Source organism: Pseudoalteromonas sp. Z9A4, from assembly GCF_011378845.1.
GTDB lineage: Bacteria > Pseudomonadota > Gammaproteobacteria > Enterobacterales > Alteromonadaceae > Pseudoalteromonas > Pseudoalteromonas arctica.
On sequence record NZ_WTLA01000008.1, the window covers coordinates 88,047 to 107,922 of the forward strand.

General features: G+C 39.0%; 17 protein-coding genes. 6 read left to right on the plus strand and 11 right to left on the minus strand.

The features are described from left to right. Window positions 1–3 precede the first annotated feature (3 nt). The 3 genes from GQR54_RS08460 (at window position 4) to GQR54_RS08470 (ending at window position 5,276) form a co-directional block, all read left to right on the plus strand. Window positions 4–3,138, plus strand: coding sequence for an efflux RND transporter permease subunit (locus GQR54_RS08460; RefSeq protein WP_166377145.1), 3,135 nt, complete (start codon window positions 4–6; stop codon window positions 3,136–3,138). Beyond that, window positions 3,135–4,553: an efflux transporter outer membrane subunit gene (locus GQR54_RS08465; protein ID WP_166377146.1), complete on the plus strand. Its 1,419-nt coding sequence runs from the start codon at window positions 3,135–3,137 to the stop codon at window positions 4,551–4,553. Before GQR54_RS08460 ends, GQR54_RS08465 begins: the two co-directional genes overlap by 4 nt. A 96-nt stretch (window positions 4,554–4,649) precedes the next feature. Continuing rightward, complete coding sequence (locus GQR54_RS08470; RefSeq protein WP_024591828.1) at window positions 4,650–5,276, plus strand: TetR/AcrR family transcriptional regulator; 627 nt, start codon at window positions 4,650–4,652, stop codon at window positions 5,274–5,276. A gap of 66 nt (window positions 5,277–5,342) precedes the next feature. Here the strand turns inward: GQR54_RS08470 and GQR54_RS08475 are convergent, their stop codons facing one another. The 6 genes from GQR54_RS08475 to GQR54_RS08500 form a co-directional block, all read right to left on the minus strand. Next, the gene (locus GQR54_RS08475) at window positions 5,343–6,455 is read right to left on the minus strand and encodes a HupE/UreJ family protein (RefSeq protein ID WP_166377147.1); all 1,113 of its coding nucleotides are present in this window, start codon (window positions 6,453–6,455) and stop codon (window positions 5,343–5,345) included. Then, window positions 6,452–7,477, minus strand: a complete 1,026-nt coding sequence (locus tag GQR54_RS08480; protein WP_166377148.1) for a hypothetical protein — start codon at window positions 7,475–7,477, stop codon at window positions 6,452–6,454. Before GQR54_RS08480 ends, GQR54_RS08475 begins: the two co-directional genes overlap by 4 nt. A 65-nt stretch (window positions 7,478–7,542) precedes the next feature. Continuing rightward, entirely contained in the window at window positions 7,543–8,052 is a 510-nt protein-coding gene (locus tag GQR54_RS08485; RefSeq protein ID WP_166377150.1) for an Ig-like domain-containing protein, read from the minus strand. 11 nt (window positions 8,053–8,063) lie between these two features. After that, window positions 8,064–9,656: a DUF4331 domain-containing protein gene (locus tag GQR54_RS08490; protein ID WP_166377152.1), complete on the minus strand. Its 1,593-nt coding sequence runs from the start codon at window positions 9,654–9,656 to the stop codon at window positions 8,064–8,066. Window positions 9,657–9,814: 158 nt separating this feature from the next. Continuing rightward, the gene (locus GQR54_RS08495) at window positions 9,815–10,498 is read right to left on the minus strand and encodes an anti-sigma factor (protein ID WP_166377155.1); all 684 of its coding nucleotides are present in this window, start codon (window positions 10,496–10,498) and stop codon (window positions 9,815–9,817) included. Further along, window positions 10,495–11,019, minus strand: a complete 525-nt coding sequence (locus GQR54_RS08500) for a sigma-70 family RNA polymerase sigma factor (protein WP_007582398.1) — start codon at window positions 11,017–11,019, stop codon at window positions 10,495–10,497. The genes GQR54_RS08495 and GQR54_RS08500 overlap by 4 nt, the downstream gene beginning before the upstream one ends. Window positions 11,020–11,368: 349 nt before the next feature. On the opposite strand from GQR54_RS08500, the gene GQR54_RS08505 reads away from it, so the two are divergent. Beyond that, window positions 11,369–12,988: a diacylglycerol kinase family protein gene (locus tag GQR54_RS08505; protein WP_166377157.1), complete on the plus strand. Its 1,620-nt coding sequence runs from the start codon at window positions 11,369–11,371 to the stop codon at window positions 12,986–12,988. Window positions 12,989–13,038: 50 nt separating this feature from the next. Here GQR54_RS08505 and GQR54_RS08510 read toward each other — a convergent pair whose 3' ends face one another. Beyond that, window positions 13,039–13,347 (minus strand): VF530 family protein, encoded by a 309-nt coding sequence (locus GQR54_RS08510; protein ID WP_010553962.1) that lies wholly within the window; start codon window positions 13,345–13,347, stop codon window positions 13,039–13,041. 54 nt (window positions 13,348–13,401) lie between these two features. Then, window positions 13,402–13,704 carry a DUF1496 domain-containing protein gene (locus tag GQR54_RS08515; RefSeq protein ID WP_166377159.1) on the minus strand — a complete coding sequence of 101 codons (303 nt, stop codon included), beginning with the start codon at window positions 13,702–13,704 and terminating at the stop codon, window positions 13,402–13,404. Window positions 13,705–13,832: 128 nt separating this feature from the next. Between GQR54_RS08515 and GQR54_RS08520 the strand changes: the two genes are divergently transcribed. Then, window positions 13,833–14,066 (plus strand): TIGR02647 family protein, encoded by a 234-nt coding sequence (locus GQR54_RS08520; RefSeq protein WP_166377161.1) that lies wholly within the window; start codon window positions 13,833–13,835, stop codon window positions 14,064–14,066. A 33-nt stretch (window positions 14,067–14,099) separates the two neighbouring features. On the opposite strand, the gene maiA is transcribed toward GQR54_RS08520, so the two are convergent. After that, on the minus strand, window positions 14,100–14,729 hold the full coding sequence (gene maiA / locus GQR54_RS08525; RefSeq protein ID WP_166377163.1) for a maleylacetoacetate isomerase: 630 nt from the start codon (window positions 14,727–14,729) through the stop codon (window positions 14,100–14,102). A gap of 2 nt (window positions 14,730–14,731) precedes the next feature. Continuing rightward, entirely contained in the window at window positions 14,732–16,033 is a 1,302-nt protein-coding gene (gene hmgA, locus GQR54_RS08530) for a homogentisate 1,2-dioxygenase (RefSeq protein WP_166377165.1), read from the minus strand. A gap of 152 nt (window positions 16,034–16,185) precedes the next feature. Here hmgA and GQR54_RS08535 point away from each other — a divergent pair, with 152 nt between their 5' ends. Then, complete coding sequence (locus tag GQR54_RS08535; protein ID WP_166377167.1) at window positions 16,186–16,617, plus strand: MarR family transcriptional regulator; 432 nt, start codon at window positions 16,186–16,188, stop codon at window positions 16,615–16,617. Window positions 16,618–16,669: 52 nt separating this feature from the next. Here the strand turns inward: GQR54_RS08535 and GQR54_RS08540 are convergent, their stop codons facing one another. Then, complete coding sequence (locus GQR54_RS08540; RefSeq protein WP_166377169.1) at window positions 16,670–19,750, minus strand: TonB-dependent receptor; 3,081 nt, start codon at window positions 19,748–19,750, stop codon at window positions 16,670–16,672. Window positions 19,751–19,876 lie beyond the last annotated feature (126 nt).

Consider the following 19,876-nt stretch of genomic DNA (forward strand, 5'->3'; position numbering starts at 1 on the left):
TTAATGTCACGATTTTTTATCGATAGACCGATATTTGCTTGGGTACTCGCTATTGTAGTGATGCTTGCAGGTATTTTGGCGATTAGGAGTTTACCTATTTCGCAGTATCCTTCAATTGCACCACCTGCAGTGAGTATTACTGCAACGTACCCTGGTGCATCTGCACGTACACTTGAAGATACGGTAACGCAAGTTATTGAGCAAAAAATGAAAGGACTTGATGGCCTGCTTTATATGTCATCTACGTCTGAGTCGAGTGGTTCTGCTACGCTTACACTTTCATTTAGCGCTGAAACTGACCCTGATATTGCACAAGTTCAAGTGCAAAATAAACTAGCGACAGCGACTCCACTATTACCAGAAGCCGTTCAAAGGCAAGGTGTTGTAGTTGCAAAGTCAGCGCGTAACTTTTTGATGGTTTATGCTTTTGTGTCTAAAGATGGCAGCATGACCAATATTGATATTGGTGATTATGTTTCATCAAACGTGCAAGATATTGTCTCGCGTGTTGAAGGCGTAGGTGAAGTGCAGCTGTTTGGTTCTCAGTACGCGATGCGTATTTGGTTAGACCCTTCAAAGTTACAAAATTATAAGCTTACACCTGCTGATATTAGTGCATCAATTAGTGCGCAAAATGCACAAGTATCTGCCGGTCAACTTGGCGGTATGCCTGCCGTTGATGGTCAGCAACTTAATGCAACAGTAACGGCTCAAAGTCGATTACAAACGCCAGAGCAATTTGAACAAATATTGGTTAAAACCAATCCAGATGGCTCTTTTGTACGTCTAGAGGACGTTGCTAGAGTAGAGCTTGGCGGTGAAAGCTACCGCGTTGTTGCTCGTTACGATGGGCAACCTGCATCAGGATTAGGTATTAAATTAGCCAGTGGTGCTAACGCACTTGATACTGCCGCTGGAGTTAAAAAAGCAATTGAAGAGCTAAAACCGTTTTTCCCTGAAGGGTTAGATGCTGTTATACCTTACGACACAACGCCGTTTGTATCGTTATCTATTGAAAAAGTTATTCACACCTTAATTGAAGCTGTTGTACTTGTTTTTGTAGTTATGTATTTGTTCCTACAAAACTTTAGGGCAACACTTATACCAACAATAGCAGTGCCAGTGGTTTTACTAGGTACGTTTGGTATTTTGTACACCTTTGGTTATTCAATAAATACGCTAACGATGTTTGCGATGGTACTTGCCATAGGCTTATTGGTAGATGACGCAATCGTTGTGGTAGAAAACGTTGAGCGCTTAATGACCGAGGAAAAACTCTCGGCACTTGAAGCTACGCGTAAATCGATGGATGAAATTAAAGGCGCGCTGGTAGGTATTGCCATGGTGCTTTCTGCGGTATTCATCCCAATGGCATTCTTTAGTGGCTCTACCGGTATTATTTATCGTCAGTTTTCTATAACACTGGTATCGGCGATGGGGTTATCTGTTTTAGTTGCTCTTATTTTAACGCCTGCATTGTGTGCAACGCTTTTAAAACCAAGCCATGTACATAACAATGAGACGTTATTTGGCCGATTTTTTACAGGCTTTAACCGTGGTTTTGATAAAACAAATTCAGGTGCACAAAGCTTTGTAGGCCGTATGCTTACGCACTCTAAACGCTACTTACTTATTTATGGCGTGATTGTGGGCGGTATGGTTTATGTATTCTCAAGCTTGCCAACGGCATTTTTACCTGACGAAGACCAAGGTATTTTGTTTAACCAAGTATCATTACCGGCAGGCTCTACAACACAGCAAACGCTTGAGGTTGTTAAAAAGGTAGAAAATCACTTTTTAAACGATCAATCTGAAGCCGTAAACGGTATTTTTACCGTTACTGGTTTTAGTTTTGCAGGCTCTGGCCAAAACTCAGCAATTGCCTTTGTTAACCTTAAACATTGGGATGAACGTCAACGCGATGACTTATCGGTACAAGGTGTTGCAGGTAAAGCGATGGGTTACTTTTCGACTATAAAAGAAGCGTTTGTGTTTGCATTCCCGCCACCTGCAATTGTTGAACTGGGAACTGCTAATGGCTTCAATATTTTCTTACAAGACCGTGTAGGCCTAGGGCATGACGCACTTTTGGCTGCACGAAATCAGTTATTAGGTTTAGCAAGCCAAAGTCCAATTTTAGCGGGCGTACGTCCAAATGGACAAGAAGATATGCCAGAACTACAACTTGATACAGATTTGGCAAAAGCCGAAGCGCTTGGTGTGTCGCAAAACGATATTAACAGTACACTTTCGACAGCATGGGGTAGTAGTTATGTGAATGACTTTATTGACCGTGGTCGAGTTAAAAAAGTGTATATGCAAGGTGATGCACAATCGCGCATGGTGCCTGAGGATCTAAATAAATGGTATGTGCGCAATGACAATGGCGATATGGTGCCGTTTTCAGCGTTTGCTAGTGCCTACTGGACGTATGGTTCGCCACGTTTAGAGCGTTACAATGGTTTTTCAGCAATGGAAATTCAAGGTAGTGCAGCGCCGGGTTACAGTACAGGCCAAGCAATGGATGAAATGGAGCGTTTAGTTAAACAATTACCTAATGGTATTTCGTCTGAGTGGACCGGTATTTCATTCCAAGAGCGCTCAAGTAGTGGTCAAGCACCTTTACTATATGGCTTATCGCTATTGTTTGTATTTTTATGTTTAGCTGCACTTTATGAAAGTTGGTCGGTGCCGTTTGCGGTAATGATGATTGTGCCACTGGGTATATTTGGTGCAATTATGGCGGCGCTTGGCGGTGGCTTATCTAACGATATTTACTTGCAGGTAGGTTTGTTGACCACCATTGGTTTAGCCTCTAAAAATGCAATATTAATTGTTGAATTTGCTATTCATAAAATGGATGAAGGACTAGGGCTAGTTGATGCGGCTATTGCAGCTGTACGCTTACGATTACGTCCAATACTCATGACTTCGATGGCCTTTATTTGTGGTGTTTTACCACTTGCAATAGCCTCAAGTGCGGGTTCTGGTGCGCAAAATGCGTTAGGTATTTCAATTATTGGTGGCACACTCGCATCATCAATATTAGTAGTTGTATTTGTACCGTTGTTCTTTGTGTTAGTTCGCCGTGTATTTCCTGGTAAAACTAATGAGACAACAAAGGAGAGCGCAGAATGAGCATTAAAACATTCAGCCTAAGTGCCATTGCTTTATTGGTACTAAGTGGTTGCCAACTTGCACCAGAGCAAAAAGATCTTGCTCTACCAGTATCTGATGCTTATGCATCAGGTACTGAGCAAAGCTCTGCACAGCAATTAAATTGGCAACAGTTTTTTAATGATGAAAAACTACAAACATTAATTACGCAAAGCCTTGAGCATAATAAAGACATGCAAATTGCTGTGCTTAACGTGCAGCGTGTTCGTGGTTTGTATCAAATTGAAGATTCTGCTTTGTATCCGTCGCTTGATTTAAACGCATCTGGTACGCGCCAGCGTTTACCTGCTGATTTATCGGGTACTGGCGATGCAGCTATTAGCTCGCAATACAGTGCAACAGTGGGCATTACCTCTTACGAGTTAGATATTTGGGGTAAAGTGCGCAATCAATCGGCGCAAGCATTGCAAAATTTATACTCTACAGAGCTTAGCCAATACAGTACGCAAGTGTCTTTAATTTCCGAGCTTGCAAATGCATGGCTTAATTACGCAACAGACTTACAACTGCTAGAGCTTGCAAAAGAAACGTTAACCTCTCAGCAAGAGTCATTATCGCTTACACAAAAAAGCTTTGATTTAGGTGCAACGTCTTCAATTACGCTTGAGCAGCTTAGAAGTACAGTTGCTACAGCAAAAGTAGACATAGCAACTTACAAACGTTTGTTAAAGCGTGATAAAAGCGCGCTTGATTTATTAGTGGGCAAATCTGTTTCGGCTGATTTACTGCCTAATAAAGACCTTACTAATTTGATTAGCATGCCAGAAGTACCGGTTGGCTTACCGTCTGATTTGCTTTCGCAGCGCCCAGATATTAAAGCTGCTGAGCATTTACTGCTTGCCGCTAATGCCAATATTGGTATTGCACGAGCGGCGTTTTACCCAAGTATTAGCTTAACGGCTAATGCAGGGTCTGCTTCAAGTGATTTAAGTGGCTTGTTTGATTCGGGCTCAGGTACATGGAGTTTTGTACCGTCAATTAGCTTACCTATTTTTAATATGGGACGTAACCAAGCTAATCTTGATGTAGCAAAAGCAGATCAAGAAATTGCAGTGGCAACGTATCAGCAAAAAATTCAAAATGCGTTTCGCGAAGTGGCTGATGCACTTGCTGATAGAGAAGGTTACCAAGAGCAATTAAGTGCCCTTGATATGCTTATAAGTAGCCGACAAATCACATTTGATTTATCAAAAATGCGTTACGAAAAAGGCGCAGATAGCTACTTGCAAGTACTTGATGCTCAGCGTACATGGTACGGCGCGCAGCAACAGTTAATTTCGGGTCAGCAAGCGTATCTTGCAAGCCAAATTAACTTGTACAAAGCGCTTGGTGGCGGATGGAACGTAACCAGTGAAACAGCTCAGGAAGAGAAATAATATTTGCGGCTTTTAAAGCCGCATTACATATTTATATAGCGAGACTATTTATAGCTCTTGCTTTACTGAGTTTATGACTTGGTAGTGGAGTTGAACATGAAGCCTAAAGCAAAAAGGCAAACAGATCCCGCGATAGCACTGGCTAGGCGCGAACAAATACTAACAGCTGCTGCAGAGTGTTTTCGCCGAAAAGGTTACCACGGTGCAGGCATGGCTGAAATATCTAAAACGGCAGGGATGAGTGCGGGCCATATTTATAATTACTTTGAAAGTAAAGAAGCCATTATAGAAAGCATTATTGAAAAAGACATGGAAGAAATGTTTTCTATCTTCCAACAGTTTGAAGATCACCCAGGTGATGTTTTAGCAGCTCTTTTAGATGGCTTAAACATTGGTGTGCAAAGGCACATGGACACAGGGGCATGTGTAGTTGATTTAGATATGATGGCTGAAGCAGGTCGAAATGTTAAAGTAGCTTCATTGCTACGTGATATGGATACTCAAGCACGCGGGCGCATGAGACAGCTTTTAACAAGCGAGCGAAGTGCGCTCAAAGACATTGATGAGCTTGAACTTGAAAGTCGAATTAATGTTATTTTTTCGATGATGGCAGGGTTATTACTTAGAAAGTTACTCTACCCAGAGTTAACCGAAGAAACAGTGTTAATAGCGCTTCGCCCTGCGATGAAAACATTACTGATGCCATTTGATGAAGCGCAGTAACGCTCAAAATAAATAACTAAAAGTAAGCTAGCCAATACTTTGGCTAGCTTTTTTATTTTAGTCTATTTAAAAGCGCTCGATTGACCACTGAAGTGCAATGATTGCGATAGCAACGGAGCCCATTGGCATTAACCACTTTTTATACCAAGTGTAGTGTCGTACATAAATGAGTATTGGTAAGGCTACTAGCAAGATACTAAGTTGGCCGATTTCGACGCCTAAATTAAACGCCAATATACTAAGCAGTTGATAGTCGCTCGACAAGCCAAGTTCGCCAAGTACGCTCGCAAATCCCATCCCATGCAGTAAACCAAAAGCAAAAGTAAGCCAACCTAAACGAAGTACCAACGGCCACACATTATTTAATGCTGCAAATAAAACCGATATAGCAATTCCAAGCTCTACCCAGCGGCTATTTGGTGATACAAAGTTCATAGCTGTTGCGGTAAGCGTAATAGAGTGCGCAAGCGTAAACGCGGTTACTATCCATGCTGTGTGTTTAATAATTTGTTTTTTAGAGCTAATACCTTGCCATGCTTTATCGCTGCGTTTTAAAACACAGGTAAGTAACAGGGCGATTAAAAATAAAATATGATCAATACCAATCCAAATATGTAAAACACCCTGATACACGTATTGATTAAACGTACTTAAATAACTTGTTTGCTCAAAGCTGAACGTTTGTTGTGCCTCGTTGATATTAAATACACGAGATACACCGTTTATATTTACGATGGATTTATGATTGGCATCGGTATTAAAAAAAGCAGAATAGGAAAGGGAGATTGCTTCATTGTCATCACAACTAAACAGCAGCGGAATAACCAAATAAGGCTGATTAAAATGGTTATCTAGCTGATAGATACCTTCACTTTTTAAAGGGCATGATTGCGCGTTTTGCGTGATATTTAAATTTTCTTCAATGAAGTTATTAATTGAGCTGCGTTTTGCTTTTATTTCTGTCCACGAAATTTGCCCGTTTTTATCTAAATCCAGAGGAACTGCGTGCTCTAAGTCGGCTATATTAATTTGCCAGGTACCCGTGTATTGGTTTTTGTTGGTGTCGTTATTGTTCTCGCTATTTAAGGTTATATAACTTGTACTTAGTTGATGGGCAAAGCTGTAAGTTGAAAAAATGCACAGCATTAAAGTGAGTATAAATAGATAAGGCGTTTTCATAGTGTGTCTCGTTGCATCGCTTTTGCTTGAATAAGTAATTGCTCATCGGTGCTCATTTTAGCCTGTTGCCAATTAATATGAGCCCAGTAAAGTGCTTTTTCGCGATTTGGTTGTACATCAAGGTAATATTTAGCTAAGTCACTTGCATGAAAAGAATCTTTACGAAGCTCTCGTAGTGTAACTCTTTGCGCCATTGTATTTTGCCATTTTTTATCGCGTTTATTTAGTTTTTTTTCTGCGATTGAAAGTCTTAACAAAATAGCATCCTCTAAATTACTTTTATCAGGAAGCAGTACGCTTAATGTATTTAATACTTGTTGCGGTTGATTTAGAGCAATTTGAATATCGGCCCATAAAACAATAAGGCTCACAGGGGCTTGAACTAAATCTACACTTTGTAAGTGAGACAACGCTTGTTTGTAGTTGTTTAAACGGTAGCTCATTTCACTTAAAACATGGTTTGTAGCTAGGCTAGTTTGATTATTATTTATAATTTTTACTAATGCTTGGTAGCTGTCTAAAACGCTTTCATGTTGGCTTTGTACATCGAGTACACAGGTGCTAGCAGTAATAGTGCTTACTTGCCCAATTAAGGCTACGCAGTGTTTTTTTGCTTGTGCGAACTTACCTTGAGTCATAAATATATTGGCTAGCAATAAATGGCTATTATTATGTTTTGGCTTGGCAATCAAAACGTTGTTAGCGATGTTAATTGCTTCGTCAAAAAGGTGCTCTTTTTGTAAAACACGAGCATATAGGTAACCAATTTGAGGTGTGGGTGTTTGTTTATATAGCTGGGCTAAACGGGTTTTAAGTAGCCCCTGTAAGCGCTCTGTTTGGCCTGCATATTGGCTATTAGTCACTAATGTATTTATTTCCTCAACAGACAGAGAAGCACTAAGTGTTGAATTACTTGAGGCAATAACTGCGTCATCTTTTGGTGTAAAAGGAGCCGCACTCACCGCGAAAGAGGTTAAGCAAATAGCAATAATAGTGAAGGGTTTAAATACTGATAAATGCATTATAAATATCCTTTGAAAAAAGCCATCCATGGCCTGTCAGCTTAATTACTTGTTTAGTTGCTAATTTAGTTACCGTTTGTTGAAATTAATCCATCAACATCGGTATCGGAGTTTGTAAACACGCGACCATTGACTGATAGCGGCTCTGCATTCGGGCTTTGATTAAATGCATCGGCTGCAAATTGAGCAAAGTCAACTTGCAGCGCCTCAATCGTAATAATTATTGTGGCAGTAACTTGCGAATTAACACCATCACTTACACCAAACATAAAGCTATCTGAACCTGTCGCTTCTTTATTTGGTGTATAGGTAAAATTACCGTCGCTATTAACGGTAACAGTACCGAGTGTTGGCTCACTTGTTAACGAGTAAGTAAGTGAATCGCCATCGTTATCGCTCGCGCTAAGCATATCGGTAATGCTTACTTCAGTTTGTGTTGTCAGCATTGCATCGATTGCTGTAGGTGCGGTGTTTACAACCGGTGTAGGTTGTTTTTTATCGTCATCGCTACTACATGCACCCAATGTTAATGCACTGAGGAGAACACAAATATGGGTAGTTTTTAAATTACGCATTAGTTAACTCCTTATTTAGATCCTGCAATAGGTGTTGCAAGGTATGGGAATGTTGAGTCCATCATTGTTGCATCAACAGGTGCGCCATCAGTAAATGGAACTGTACCCGTATTAGCATCCTCTGGTGTACAAAGGCCTAAGTCAGTGTCTTCGCCATTTACAGGAATAGGATGACATAAACGACCCATCACAACGCGCAGTGCAATATCAACCACATCATCACCTGGGCGACGACCATTTGGGAAACCAGCTAAGTCATTACCAGCTACACCAAATGCAGATTGATCAGCTTGCGCTGTTGCTACTATGGCTGTGTTTAAACGCAGCATTTCTGAAGGTGTTACCGTTGCTTGCTGATTAACGTCTGCAAAACCCGTTAAAAATGCAGTGATTAAATCAGTACGCGGGAAGTTAGTGGGTGCCAGCGTTTCAAAGTTAGTATCTAGTGTTGTATTAACAGCATCTTTAAATAAAATATTTAATAACTCTGGTAGTGCAGGGTGAGATACATAATCTAAAAATTGTGCATCATCTTTCGGGTGCGCTGTTGAGAATGTGTCTTTATCTTTAATGCCAATTACAAGCTCATTTACAAGTGGGTTACCTAGGCGTGAAACCTGAGTTAATGCACCACCGTTTACAGCATTATTTGCAAATTTAGCATTTGGGTTTAATACACGTGCTTGAGGTAAGCTTGCTGTTGTCCACGAGCCAATTACACCGTTACCTTCACCAACAATACAACTCTTTGGTATTTCGATAGCGATTGATGTGACGTTCTTATCTGCAAGATCGTCGTTATCAGCCGATTGCGTTATACCACCTGGAAAACCACCGCCGTCACCAGCACCAGGGGCGCTGTCACCCTCTACAGGTACATAGTTAACTAAATCAAATGTTTTACCTAGGTTAACTACAAACGGGTCTTTACGCTGTCCTACAAAAACTTGTGCCATGCTTTCACAGTTAGGAATTGAAACCTGATACACAAATTGGTCAGCGTAAGTTTGGTAATCGCTCATTGAACCAAATGTTTTATTGCCCACATAATCAAGTGGTTTAGAAAATGTACTTGAGTTTGATGCTGTGTTGTTTAGTAGCGTTGTTTCGCCAGTACGCTGTGCGCCACTAATCATGCTCATTGTGTATGATTCGCTAAAATTTGCAGCGCTGTCATCACCGGCAGATACACCGCCTACATTTTTAAGTGGTACAGACACGGTGCGTTGATTACCTTCAGGTCCAACAGTTAATTGCACACCTTGGTTATCATTAGGAAGCATGCTTTTAAAGTTAAACGCAAATGTAATATCTTCAACAGCATCGCCGTCGTTATCTATATGAATGCTGTAGGTAGCATCTGGGTCCATTGCAAAGTAATTAGGACCGCCGTATGCATCTTGCAGCGGGATATAGTTAGCAATTAATGTTACAAAATCATCACGACCTTGCTCGTAACTATTAAATACATAAAAATCGGTTGAATCTAAAGTCGGGAAACGGCTTATATTTGGCGCTTCTCTGTGGCTTGATGCTTCACTTGGTGCACTTACAAACGTACTACATATTACTACTGCGAGTATTGATGGAGTTAAAGCTTTCATGACTTTGTCCTTTAGTTTTGATTGAAGTCATAGCTAATAACGGGGCAGGATTTAAATTGGATGCAAAAAAGTTAAATTATTTTTATTTTTTGTTAATAAAGTTTTGAAGAAGGTTGGCTGCTTTATGTAAGCAGCCAACTTTGGTCATAATAGTAGGGTTATAAAAGTACTAGCTCTGTGGTGTAAAGCACTTCAGTAGGAGAACCATTTGGTGAGCCGCCAATAGGTTCTAAGCTTACGGCTAGCAATGCAATATCACTTGCGTTAAAACGGTTATCTTTTAATAATATTTTACTGCCTTGCTTGGGAAGTAAACCCAGTGAAATAGGTGCATCTTGCCCTTTTAAAATCATCCACAACTCATAATCTTTATTAGTTTGGGCAACCAATTGGCTACTGGCTTTAATTGAGAGCCCTTGCTCGCTTACATCAATAAACCATAATGATTGTTTATCTTGATTTTGAACCAAAGCAATTTGTTGAGTGTGCATAACATTGGTACTAGGTTGAATAACCAAAAAGGCTAAAACAATACACGCAGCAGTTGCCACAAAAGACCATGTACGCCAAATTGAAGGCTTGGTATGTATGACTGTTTTACTTGTTTGTGGCCTGTTTTCAATACGCTGTAGTATATTTACCCATACATCGTCACGTGGCGTTTGCGGTGTAATAGCACTCGCTAAGTTGTTTAGGTTTTGCTCCCATAGACTTGTTGCTTCACGTGCTTGATTTGAGTTAAGTAACAGACGCTGAAAACGCTTACGGGCAAGCCCTCTAAGTGTGCCAAGCACGTACTGCCCAGCAAGCGCGTCTAATAGTTCGGGTTTATTATAATTCATAATGTTAAACACCTTTGTAGCTGCATAAGCCCACGCCTGATCCAGCTTTTAACTGTACCTAACGGCGTTTCTATATGATCCACTAACTCGCTATGACTCAGCCCCTTATAATAAGCTAAGTGAATAGCTTGTTTTTGTTGCGGCTCAAGCTGTTCGATACAATTAACCAGTTTTGTTTCTTCATCGTAATTAACGTCAACACTTTCATTTTCATATTCGTCATCGCCTAACGACTGCTCTTTTCGTACTTTGTGATAGCGCAGTGAGTCAAGACTTCTATACCTAACTATACTTATCATCCAACTAATAACGGTGCCTTTAGAGGCGTTATATTCAGATGCGTTATGCCAAATTTTTATAAAAGCGTCTTGTAGTGCCTCTTCCGCATAAGCTCTGTTAGTGAGCATATTTAAACTAATAGCAAAAAGTTTGCCGCTAGTTTGTTGATATAAACTTGAGAAAGCATTTTTGTCTCCTTGTGCTGTTGCGCACAAAAGAGGGAGTAAATCATCGTTATCCATAGGGGTCCTGTTTTTCTTATTATCATTGAGTAAACGGTTGAGAGTGTGATTTGGATGCAAAAAATTTAATTGATTTTTAGATTAGCTGCTTTATACGTTAGTACAAGCAATAACCGATCAGTGTTTGAAATTTAGACGTGTAAGTATAATTTATTCACATGTTTGTAAAAAATGCACAAAGAGCAGATTGCACTTAAATTTATTTTATTATTAACATTATATATCAATAGCTTATAATTTTAATTTGAATTTAAAATGCCATTTATATGGCGTGATATTTGCTAAAGAGTACATAAAGCCGTTTAAATTAAAATTAGAAAATCGGAATTATTTACACAAAGGAGAAACTATGTGGGCTGCAATTGGTTATTCACTTTTAGCATTACTACTTATTTTTATTGGTTGGGAAGTAAACTCTGTTTACTTTGCTATTGTTTTTTATTGGACTGCACTGTCACTTTTATTAGTGAGTACCGCATATATTTTTAATACAGCAAAAATATTTAGAAAACGTGAAAATGGGGTGATCCCATTTTATATACGTTGGGCGTTTGTGCCATTTTTATTTGGTGTGCAAATTTATAATGCCTGGTCACGTAAGCGCGATAAAGTGCCGCCAATTCAAAAAATAAACGAAAACCTATTTTTAGCTTGCCGATTATTTCCCTCAGACATAGACACATTAAAAGATAACGGAATTACTGCAATTTTAGACGTTACGTGTGAATTTGACGGACTCGAGTGGAGTTCAACACAAGAGAATATAAATTACTTAAACATTCCGGTGCTCGATCATAGTATTCCTACCCATTCTCAGTTAAATCAGGCTATTAATTGGATACATCATCATATTAAAGAAAACCGTCGCGTAGTTGTACATTGTGCTTTAGGCCGTGGGCGCTCTGTTTTTGTAATGGCGGCTTATTTATTGAGTCAAAACAAAAATGCAGATGTACATGAAGTACTTGCACAAATAAAGGAAACCCGCGAAACCGCAAACTTAAATAAGCATCAACTTCGTCATTTAGCTAAGCGTCATAAAAAAGGCGAGCTGCTGATTAAAAACAAAGCAGTTTTAATTGCAAATCCAGTATCTGGTACACGATTATGGCAAGAAAAAGAGCACTTAATTGTTGCGCGGTTATCGGCCTATTACGATTTAAAAGTACTTACTACTTCACATGACGTTAACGGTATTGAGCTTGCTAAACAAGCGATTACGCAAAAACCAGACATGATAATAGCGTGTGGAGGCGATGGTACAGTGGCCGAAGTTGCAAGCGTACTTGTAAATACACAATGTAAGCTAGGTATTATACCAATGGGGACTGCAAATGCACTTGCGCATGTATTGATGGGGATTAGCTCTAAATTTATTCCTGTTGAACAAGCCTGTGATTTAATAATTGATGGTCAAACAAGCACAATAGATACCGCTTATTGTAATAACGAATTAGTACTTTTATTAGCGGGCATTGGTTTTGAGCAATCAATGATTGAAAAAGCAGATAGAGAGTCGAAAAATAAATCGGGGCAACTTGCCTACTTAAATGGTTTTTTTGAAGCCTTTGGTGAGCAAAAATCACAGCTACTTAGTGTAAAACTCGATGATAATGAGCCGAAAGAAATATGTACAAATAGCTTTATTGTGGCTAATGCTGCGCCTTTTACAACGTTATTGGCTCAAGGTGGTGGGCAGCCAGATCATAGTGACGGGCTTCTTGATGTAAATTGGCTAACACCAAATAATGAAAATTCTACGACAATATTGAGTATTGCAGAACTGATGTTTAGCAGTTTAACGCAAACACATTTAGCTATAAATTCGCATCATACAAATGCAAAAAGAGTCGAGGTGACAGGTGAAGGAGAGCTTAAGTACGTACTTGACGGTGAAGTTAAAACTGCTCACAAACTCGTTATTACTATTGAGCCGGCCTCATTAAATGTGATTTGCAAAGAGCAATAAATCGCGCTAATTACAATCAAAAAAGGAGCTAAATTAGCTCCTTTTTTACATCATTTTTTAATTGATGGCCAAACAAACCCTGTTGTATCCGGGGCTTGAGAAGATGTTTCTCTCGGCGCACTTTTTGGTCTACGAATAGGTTTGTTATTTATAGTGTGAATATAAAGTGCTTCCACTTTATCGCGAGCCCAAGGCGTTTTACGCAAAAACTTTAAACTCGATTTAATGCTCGGTTGATCAGTAAAGCATTTGATTTTTACTTGCTCGCCAAGTGTTCTCCAGCCAAGTCGCTGTTCTAACTCAACAAGTATTTGTTCTAACGTTACCCCATGTAAAGGGTTTTTAGGTTGATTATCCATAGCCATACTACTTATTTAAACTGCGTGCATTGTAGCTCAAATCAGCTTTTAGCGCTAATTCACAGTGATTTTTTTAGGAGCTGTTGGGTAAATAGCATTACCCTGTTTATCTATTTTCAGCCAGATTAACTCGCTGTTACTGTGTTGAGGGTTTTTAGCTCCACACAAAAGTGTAAATGAGTGGATTTGTATTAATGCACCCTCGCTATAGCGTTTGTTGTCGAACCAACAACTAGACCCTTCGTTTACAAACTGGCTTGCGTCAACAATTGAATGGGTTTTGAGCGTTGTTGCTTCACTAATTATTGAATACGATAAACTGCTAAAACAAAAGCATAGAATTAAAAAGTTGCGCATTAGAGACCTTCAAATAGAGAGTGGTTAAAAATAATACATTAAGCTAAAAAACGTGCTAGTGTAAAGTACATAATGTTATTTTAATTATAAACTTAGTTATACGCAGAACAATAAAAAGGTGCGCGCACATGCAATTTAATCAAACAATGATCGAAGAATTCACACTATTAGCAAAGTTTCCTCGCGACAGTAAAATGCAGGGTATCAAATTACATTCAGACGCAGAGCCAAGCTTACTTAGTGCAGCGCAACGCTTATTCGAAAAAGGGATCATAAATAGCCCAGATGGCGGATATTTAACTGATCTGGGCTTAGATTTAATTGACCACATTACGGTTATTCATAGTGCGCTACAAAGTTAGCTAACCTGAACTCTGGTTAGTTACTAAACTAGCTTAATTTGCATCGGGTTGATTTTGCGGTGCAGCATCATTAAATGCAGCTAATTTATTACAGTGTTCGTAAATGGCTGCAATTTTTGGATAAGCGCTCATATCTACGTTAAAACGAATTGCATTAAATACTTGCGGCACTAAACAAATGTCAGCAAGTGTTGGTTGATTACCAAAACAGTAGTCATCATTTTCGTTTAGCATCAGTTCTATTTTTTCAAAACCAACTTCTATCCAATGTCGATACCACTTATTTTTAGTCTCGTCATCAACACCTAATTCGTTCGACAAATACTTCAGCACGCGTAAATTATTAACAGGATGAATATCGCAGGCAATGGCAAAGCTTAAATTTCTTATTTGTGCTTTTTGCCACGCAGTCCCCGTAATTAATGGCGATTGCGGATAAGTTTCATCAAGCCACTCCAGAATTGCAAGTGACTGTGCTAATACACCGTCATCGGTTTCAAGTGCAGGTAGTAACCCTTGCGGATTCGTAGCTAAGTATTCTTCCCCAAGCTGCTCCGATTTTAAAAGGTTAACAATAGCAAGTTCATGATCAATTGCTTTTAAGTTAAGCGCTATACGCACCCTATAGGCCGCTGATGAGCGAAAGTAGCTGTATAATTTCATAATTAATCCTGTGAACCTGTAAATTGTTTTTTAATAGTACGCCAGCAATCGGTGTAGTTTGGTTGGCGTTCTTTACCTTCTAATGCATATTTTGTCGGTGAAATTATATAGCGCGACTCAAACATAAAGGCCAATGTGTTTTCGTATTTTTGTGGTGTAAGCTCAGTATTTGAGGCTTTTTCAAATACGTCGGCTTCAGGTCCATGTGGCGACATACAATTGTGTAAACTTGCACCACCAGGTACAAAACCATGCTCTTTTGCATCATACACACCCTCAATCAAGCCCATAAATTCACTCATAATATTACGGTGATAATACGGCGGGCGGAATGTATTTTCGGCTACCATCCAACGTGGTGGAAATATCACAAAATCGACATTTGCCATACCCTCAGTAGCAGAAGGAGAGGTTAGCACAGTGAATATAGACGGGTCGGGATGATCAAAACTTACTGTATTCATTACATTAAAACGCGATAAGTCGTATTTATAGGGTGAGCTATTTCCTGTCCATGCAACTACATCAAAAGGAGAGTGCTTTATTTCACAGCTAAATAAATTACCGTTGAATTTAGAAACAAGTTCAAAGTCACCCTCTTTATCTTCAAAGGCAGCTACAGGGTATTGAAAGTCTCTGTCGTTGGCATAACCGTTGGCACCAACAGGTCCTCGCTCTGCAAGCTCTAACGCATGGCCATAATTTTCACAAATATAACCACGCGCGGTATCGTCAATTAAATCAACAGAGAACTTAATTCCTCTGGGAATTACAGCAATTTCACCTGGTTTAATGCTTAACTTACCGCACTCGGTGTGAATTAATAACTCACCTTGCTGAGGAACAAACAACATTTCGCCATCGGCATTGCAAAAGTAACGCTCTTGCATTGACTGATTAGCGACATATACATGGATACCAATACCAGATTGCCCATTAGCACTGCCATTAGCAGCCATCGTTACCAAGCCATCAATAAAATCAGTAGGCTGTGAAGGCATATCAATAGGATTCCAACGTAGCATTGTTGGTGGTGTTACTGCTTCAGTGATTGGGGCTGTTCTTATTAGGCCGTTATCAATTGCTTGGTAATCACCTTGCACTACCGAAGGACGAAGGCGGTAAAACCAAGTGCGGCGATTTGAAGCGCGAGGAGCCGTAAATGCAGTCGAACTAAATTGCTCGGTGTATAAATCGTATTTAACCTTTTGTGGACTAAATTGTCCTATTGGCAGTGCACCGGGTAGCGCTTGTGTTTCAAATTCATTACCAAAACCTGTCATATAACTTAATAGTGTCGCCATTACTGACTCCTGTGAGAGGGGGGTTGGTTTAATATTATTTTTATTTCAGTTAAGATACTCTCAAGTGAGACTAATATCAAATGTGCAACTATGCACCTGTGTAAATATTAATGAACACCAAAGTAAGCCTTATAAAGCTGGGATAACCAAAAATGAAAATTGATTTAGCAACGTTCTTACCTTATCAATTAACGAATGTAGCAACACGTGTAAGTAACGACTTTGCCGAGGTTTATCAAACTAAATACGGTTTAAATATTCCCCAGTGGCGAATACTTGCTAATTTAGCGCAGTATGGCCAAAGCAACGCAAAGGATTTATGCACGCAAGCAAATATGGATAAATCAACAGTATCAAGGGCTATAAAAGTACTAATAGATAAAGGTTTGATGAGGAGTGAATTAAATGAGCAAGATAAACGCGTGGCCTTACTTGCATTGAGCCAAGCAGGGCAAAGCTTATATGAACAAATTGCACCCGATGCACTTAATTGGGAAAAGCAATTACTAAGCACTTTGACTAATGATGAACACGAAGTGTTAGTGAGTATTTTTGAAAAGTTAAATAACACATTAAAAGCATAAAAAAGCCCACCGAAGTGGGCTTTCAAAAGATGTTTTAGGTTACAGTTCTAAATTAGAAATCGTATTTGATACCTACTCGCATTTCCCAAAGAGAAGGGTTAACTTCTATACTTGTTCCTGCTGGATTGTTAAAGCTATTGTAAACATATTTACCATCAACAATATCAGCTGTTACGGCACTTTGAAGAGATGAACCGCTTTCTAACACACCCCAGTCATCATTTAACATATTACCAATATTGGCAATAGTAAAGTATGCAGCGCCTTTGTGGCCTTCTTTAAACCCTGCAAACTCTTGTTCTACTTTTAAGTCAAAAGTAACCCACCAATCACCATCAATACTATTTCGCTCTAGTATTTCACCGCGGCTCAGACCTTCACTACTAATCCAATCATTAAATGCTGTTAAATCAAAATCAGGTCCATAGCTAACAGTGCTATCGTCAACCGTTGGTACATATAATAATTGACGAGCATTATCATTATATCCAAAAGTGAAATTATTTTCATTTTCGAATGAGTAAGAATACGGCGATGTTTTCGATGCTTGGCCAAATAAGTTAAATTTAGTGTCATAACCGTCAAATAGCTCATAGCTATAAGCTAATGACATCGTGAAGCGATGTGGAATCTCATAATTTGATGTAGCAACACCTGGGTTTTCTGAGTCAGAAACAGCAATCCCATGGTAATTAGAGAATGCCACAGAGCTTGTCATTGGATGTACGTCTTTAGACTCTGTATAAGCATATGAAAGAGATAGATCAATTCCATTATCAAACGATTTACTCATACCAAATGATAATATATGGGAGTATGCATCGTCACCATCAACGTTTGTTAACAGGAAGTCTGAACCACCATTATAAATAGGGCGTCCATCAGGGGCCGTTCCAGTTTGTTCATATGCTAAATTTTGAACAATCGCTGAGTTTCTCTTATCAGTGTATAAATAATCTACGTTAAATACATAGTTATCTTCAGTGATATAGGTACCACCTAGTGAAAACTTCCACTCTGATGGAATTTCAAAATCAGGGTCAGTAACATTTACATCAGCATCTGCACCACCTAGCCCTACAGTATCATATAAACTTTGAGGAATATCGTAGCCAGGTTGACCATTGCCATTAAATGCTATCGTGTCAGCACCTAAGATTTGTAAATCGTCACCGCGAACTTGGACATTACGCACACCATCGTTCGAATAACTGTTAGAAATCCACACATTTGGATTACCACCTGAGTATAAGCCAATACCACCACGTAACTCTAATTGGTCATTATAAATCCAGTTAACACCTAAACGAGGTTGCAATAAATCAACACCATCAAGATTTTGACTATTTGAATAACCATAGCGGTCTTCAAAATTTTGGTTGAATGTTGGAGTATCATCACTCGTATACCAGTCATAACGAAGACCAACAGTAAACGTTACATCGTAGTCAACTAAATCAAATTTATCTTGAGCATATAAAGTATTTAAAGCATATTTAAACTCACCAGCAGCATCATCTGGATTTTGACTTGCCGCATTACCGTAATATATACGATCAGCTAAACCACTTTCAAAATCTGTTATAGAGTTGAAACGGTACTCACCTTGACTATGCTGTACAAATAAATTGAAAACATCTAGTTCCTCTCGTTCGTAGCCAAACGAGATTTCATGCTCTTCTAAGTAATAAGTACCGGCAAGTTTAAGCGATAAGTTATCGTAATTAAGTTTGTTTGATTGACGTGAATCATCCGGACCAAGGTAAACAGTTACATCACCTGTGTTGATTTGGAATTCACCAAAGCCTGATGCTGCATCTATAGAGTTTTGACGATTATCAAGCTTTGAGTATCCTACACGGATTTCAGTAGAAAAATTATCAGTCCAATCAGAGTAGAATGAAGTTACATAAGATTCTAACTTTGCACCACGTTCATAGAAATGGTTAGACAGAGCTAAACGCTCTGAACCAGTGTCTGATTGTGAAATTGCAAAGCCATCATTGTAATTGTATAAAAAGCTTGCTCGATGGGAATCATTAATATTCCAATCTAACTTCACTAAGATTTTTTCATCTTCAACAGGCATACTTGGGATTAAAGAACCTGGATCGTATGCATAGTTATCAATCGCTATTTGTGTTACTCGATCAATAGTCGCTTGATCTATACGACCATTTACAAAAGGTGAGTACTCAAAAATTTCTGCGCCTTCTAATTTTTCGTATGATGTAAATAGGAATAACTTATCTTCTATAAGAGGAAGACCTACATTAAAGCCATAACGTTTTTCTGAGTAATCGCCTAGATCCTGCTTATTACCTTTAATTGAATCTCCAGACAGTGAGTCATTAGTGTAATCATAGAAGAAACCACCAGTAAGTTCATTTGTACCAGATTTAGTTACTGCATTGATGTTACATGATGTAAAGCCACCGTACTGAACATCAAATGGAGCAAGCTCTACTGCAACTTGAGCGATAGAATCAAAAGAAAAAGGGATTCTTTCTGTAGGGTAACCACTTGAATTTAAACCAAAGTTATCGTTCATGCGAACGCCATCAAGGGTTAGGCTGTTAAAGCGAGGGTTACCACCACCACAATTAATCGCGCCAGCATTTGTTTCGTCAATGTAAATTCGAGGGTCTGCTCGGATTATATCTTTTAAATCGCGATTGATGGCTGGTTTGTTTTCTAAATCACTTAATGAAAATGTTGACGCAGGGCCTGTACCACCAGATTGAGAACTAATAGGTGCACCTGTTACAACAATTTGCTCCATTTGTTCTGAACTCAAAGCAACAGTAACTGGATAGGTTTGACCTAGTGTTAAATAAATATTTTCAAGCTCAGTATCTTGAAATTTATCTGAGTCTACAATTATTTTGTATGGACCACCAACACGTAACCCTTTAGATGAAAAGCTACCAGCTTCATTCACTGTTGTCGTTTTAGTTGAACCTGATGGGACGTGTATAACTGTAATTTTAGTACCGACCGCAGGACTACCATTTGGCCCTGTAATTTGACCTTTTACAGATGATGACGTTTCGTTAGCCATTGCAGCGCCACTCACACCAACACATGCTGCTATAGCAAGTGAAAGAGCTGTTTTGCGTAATTGAGTTTTCATTTAATTTTCCCGTGTAGTTATTAATTAAATTTTTATATTTTTATTTTAAATTTTTCAAAATAAACAGTTGAAGTTCATTTATTCAAAATCCGTTATTAGTGTACCTCATTTATTCGTTACAAATAA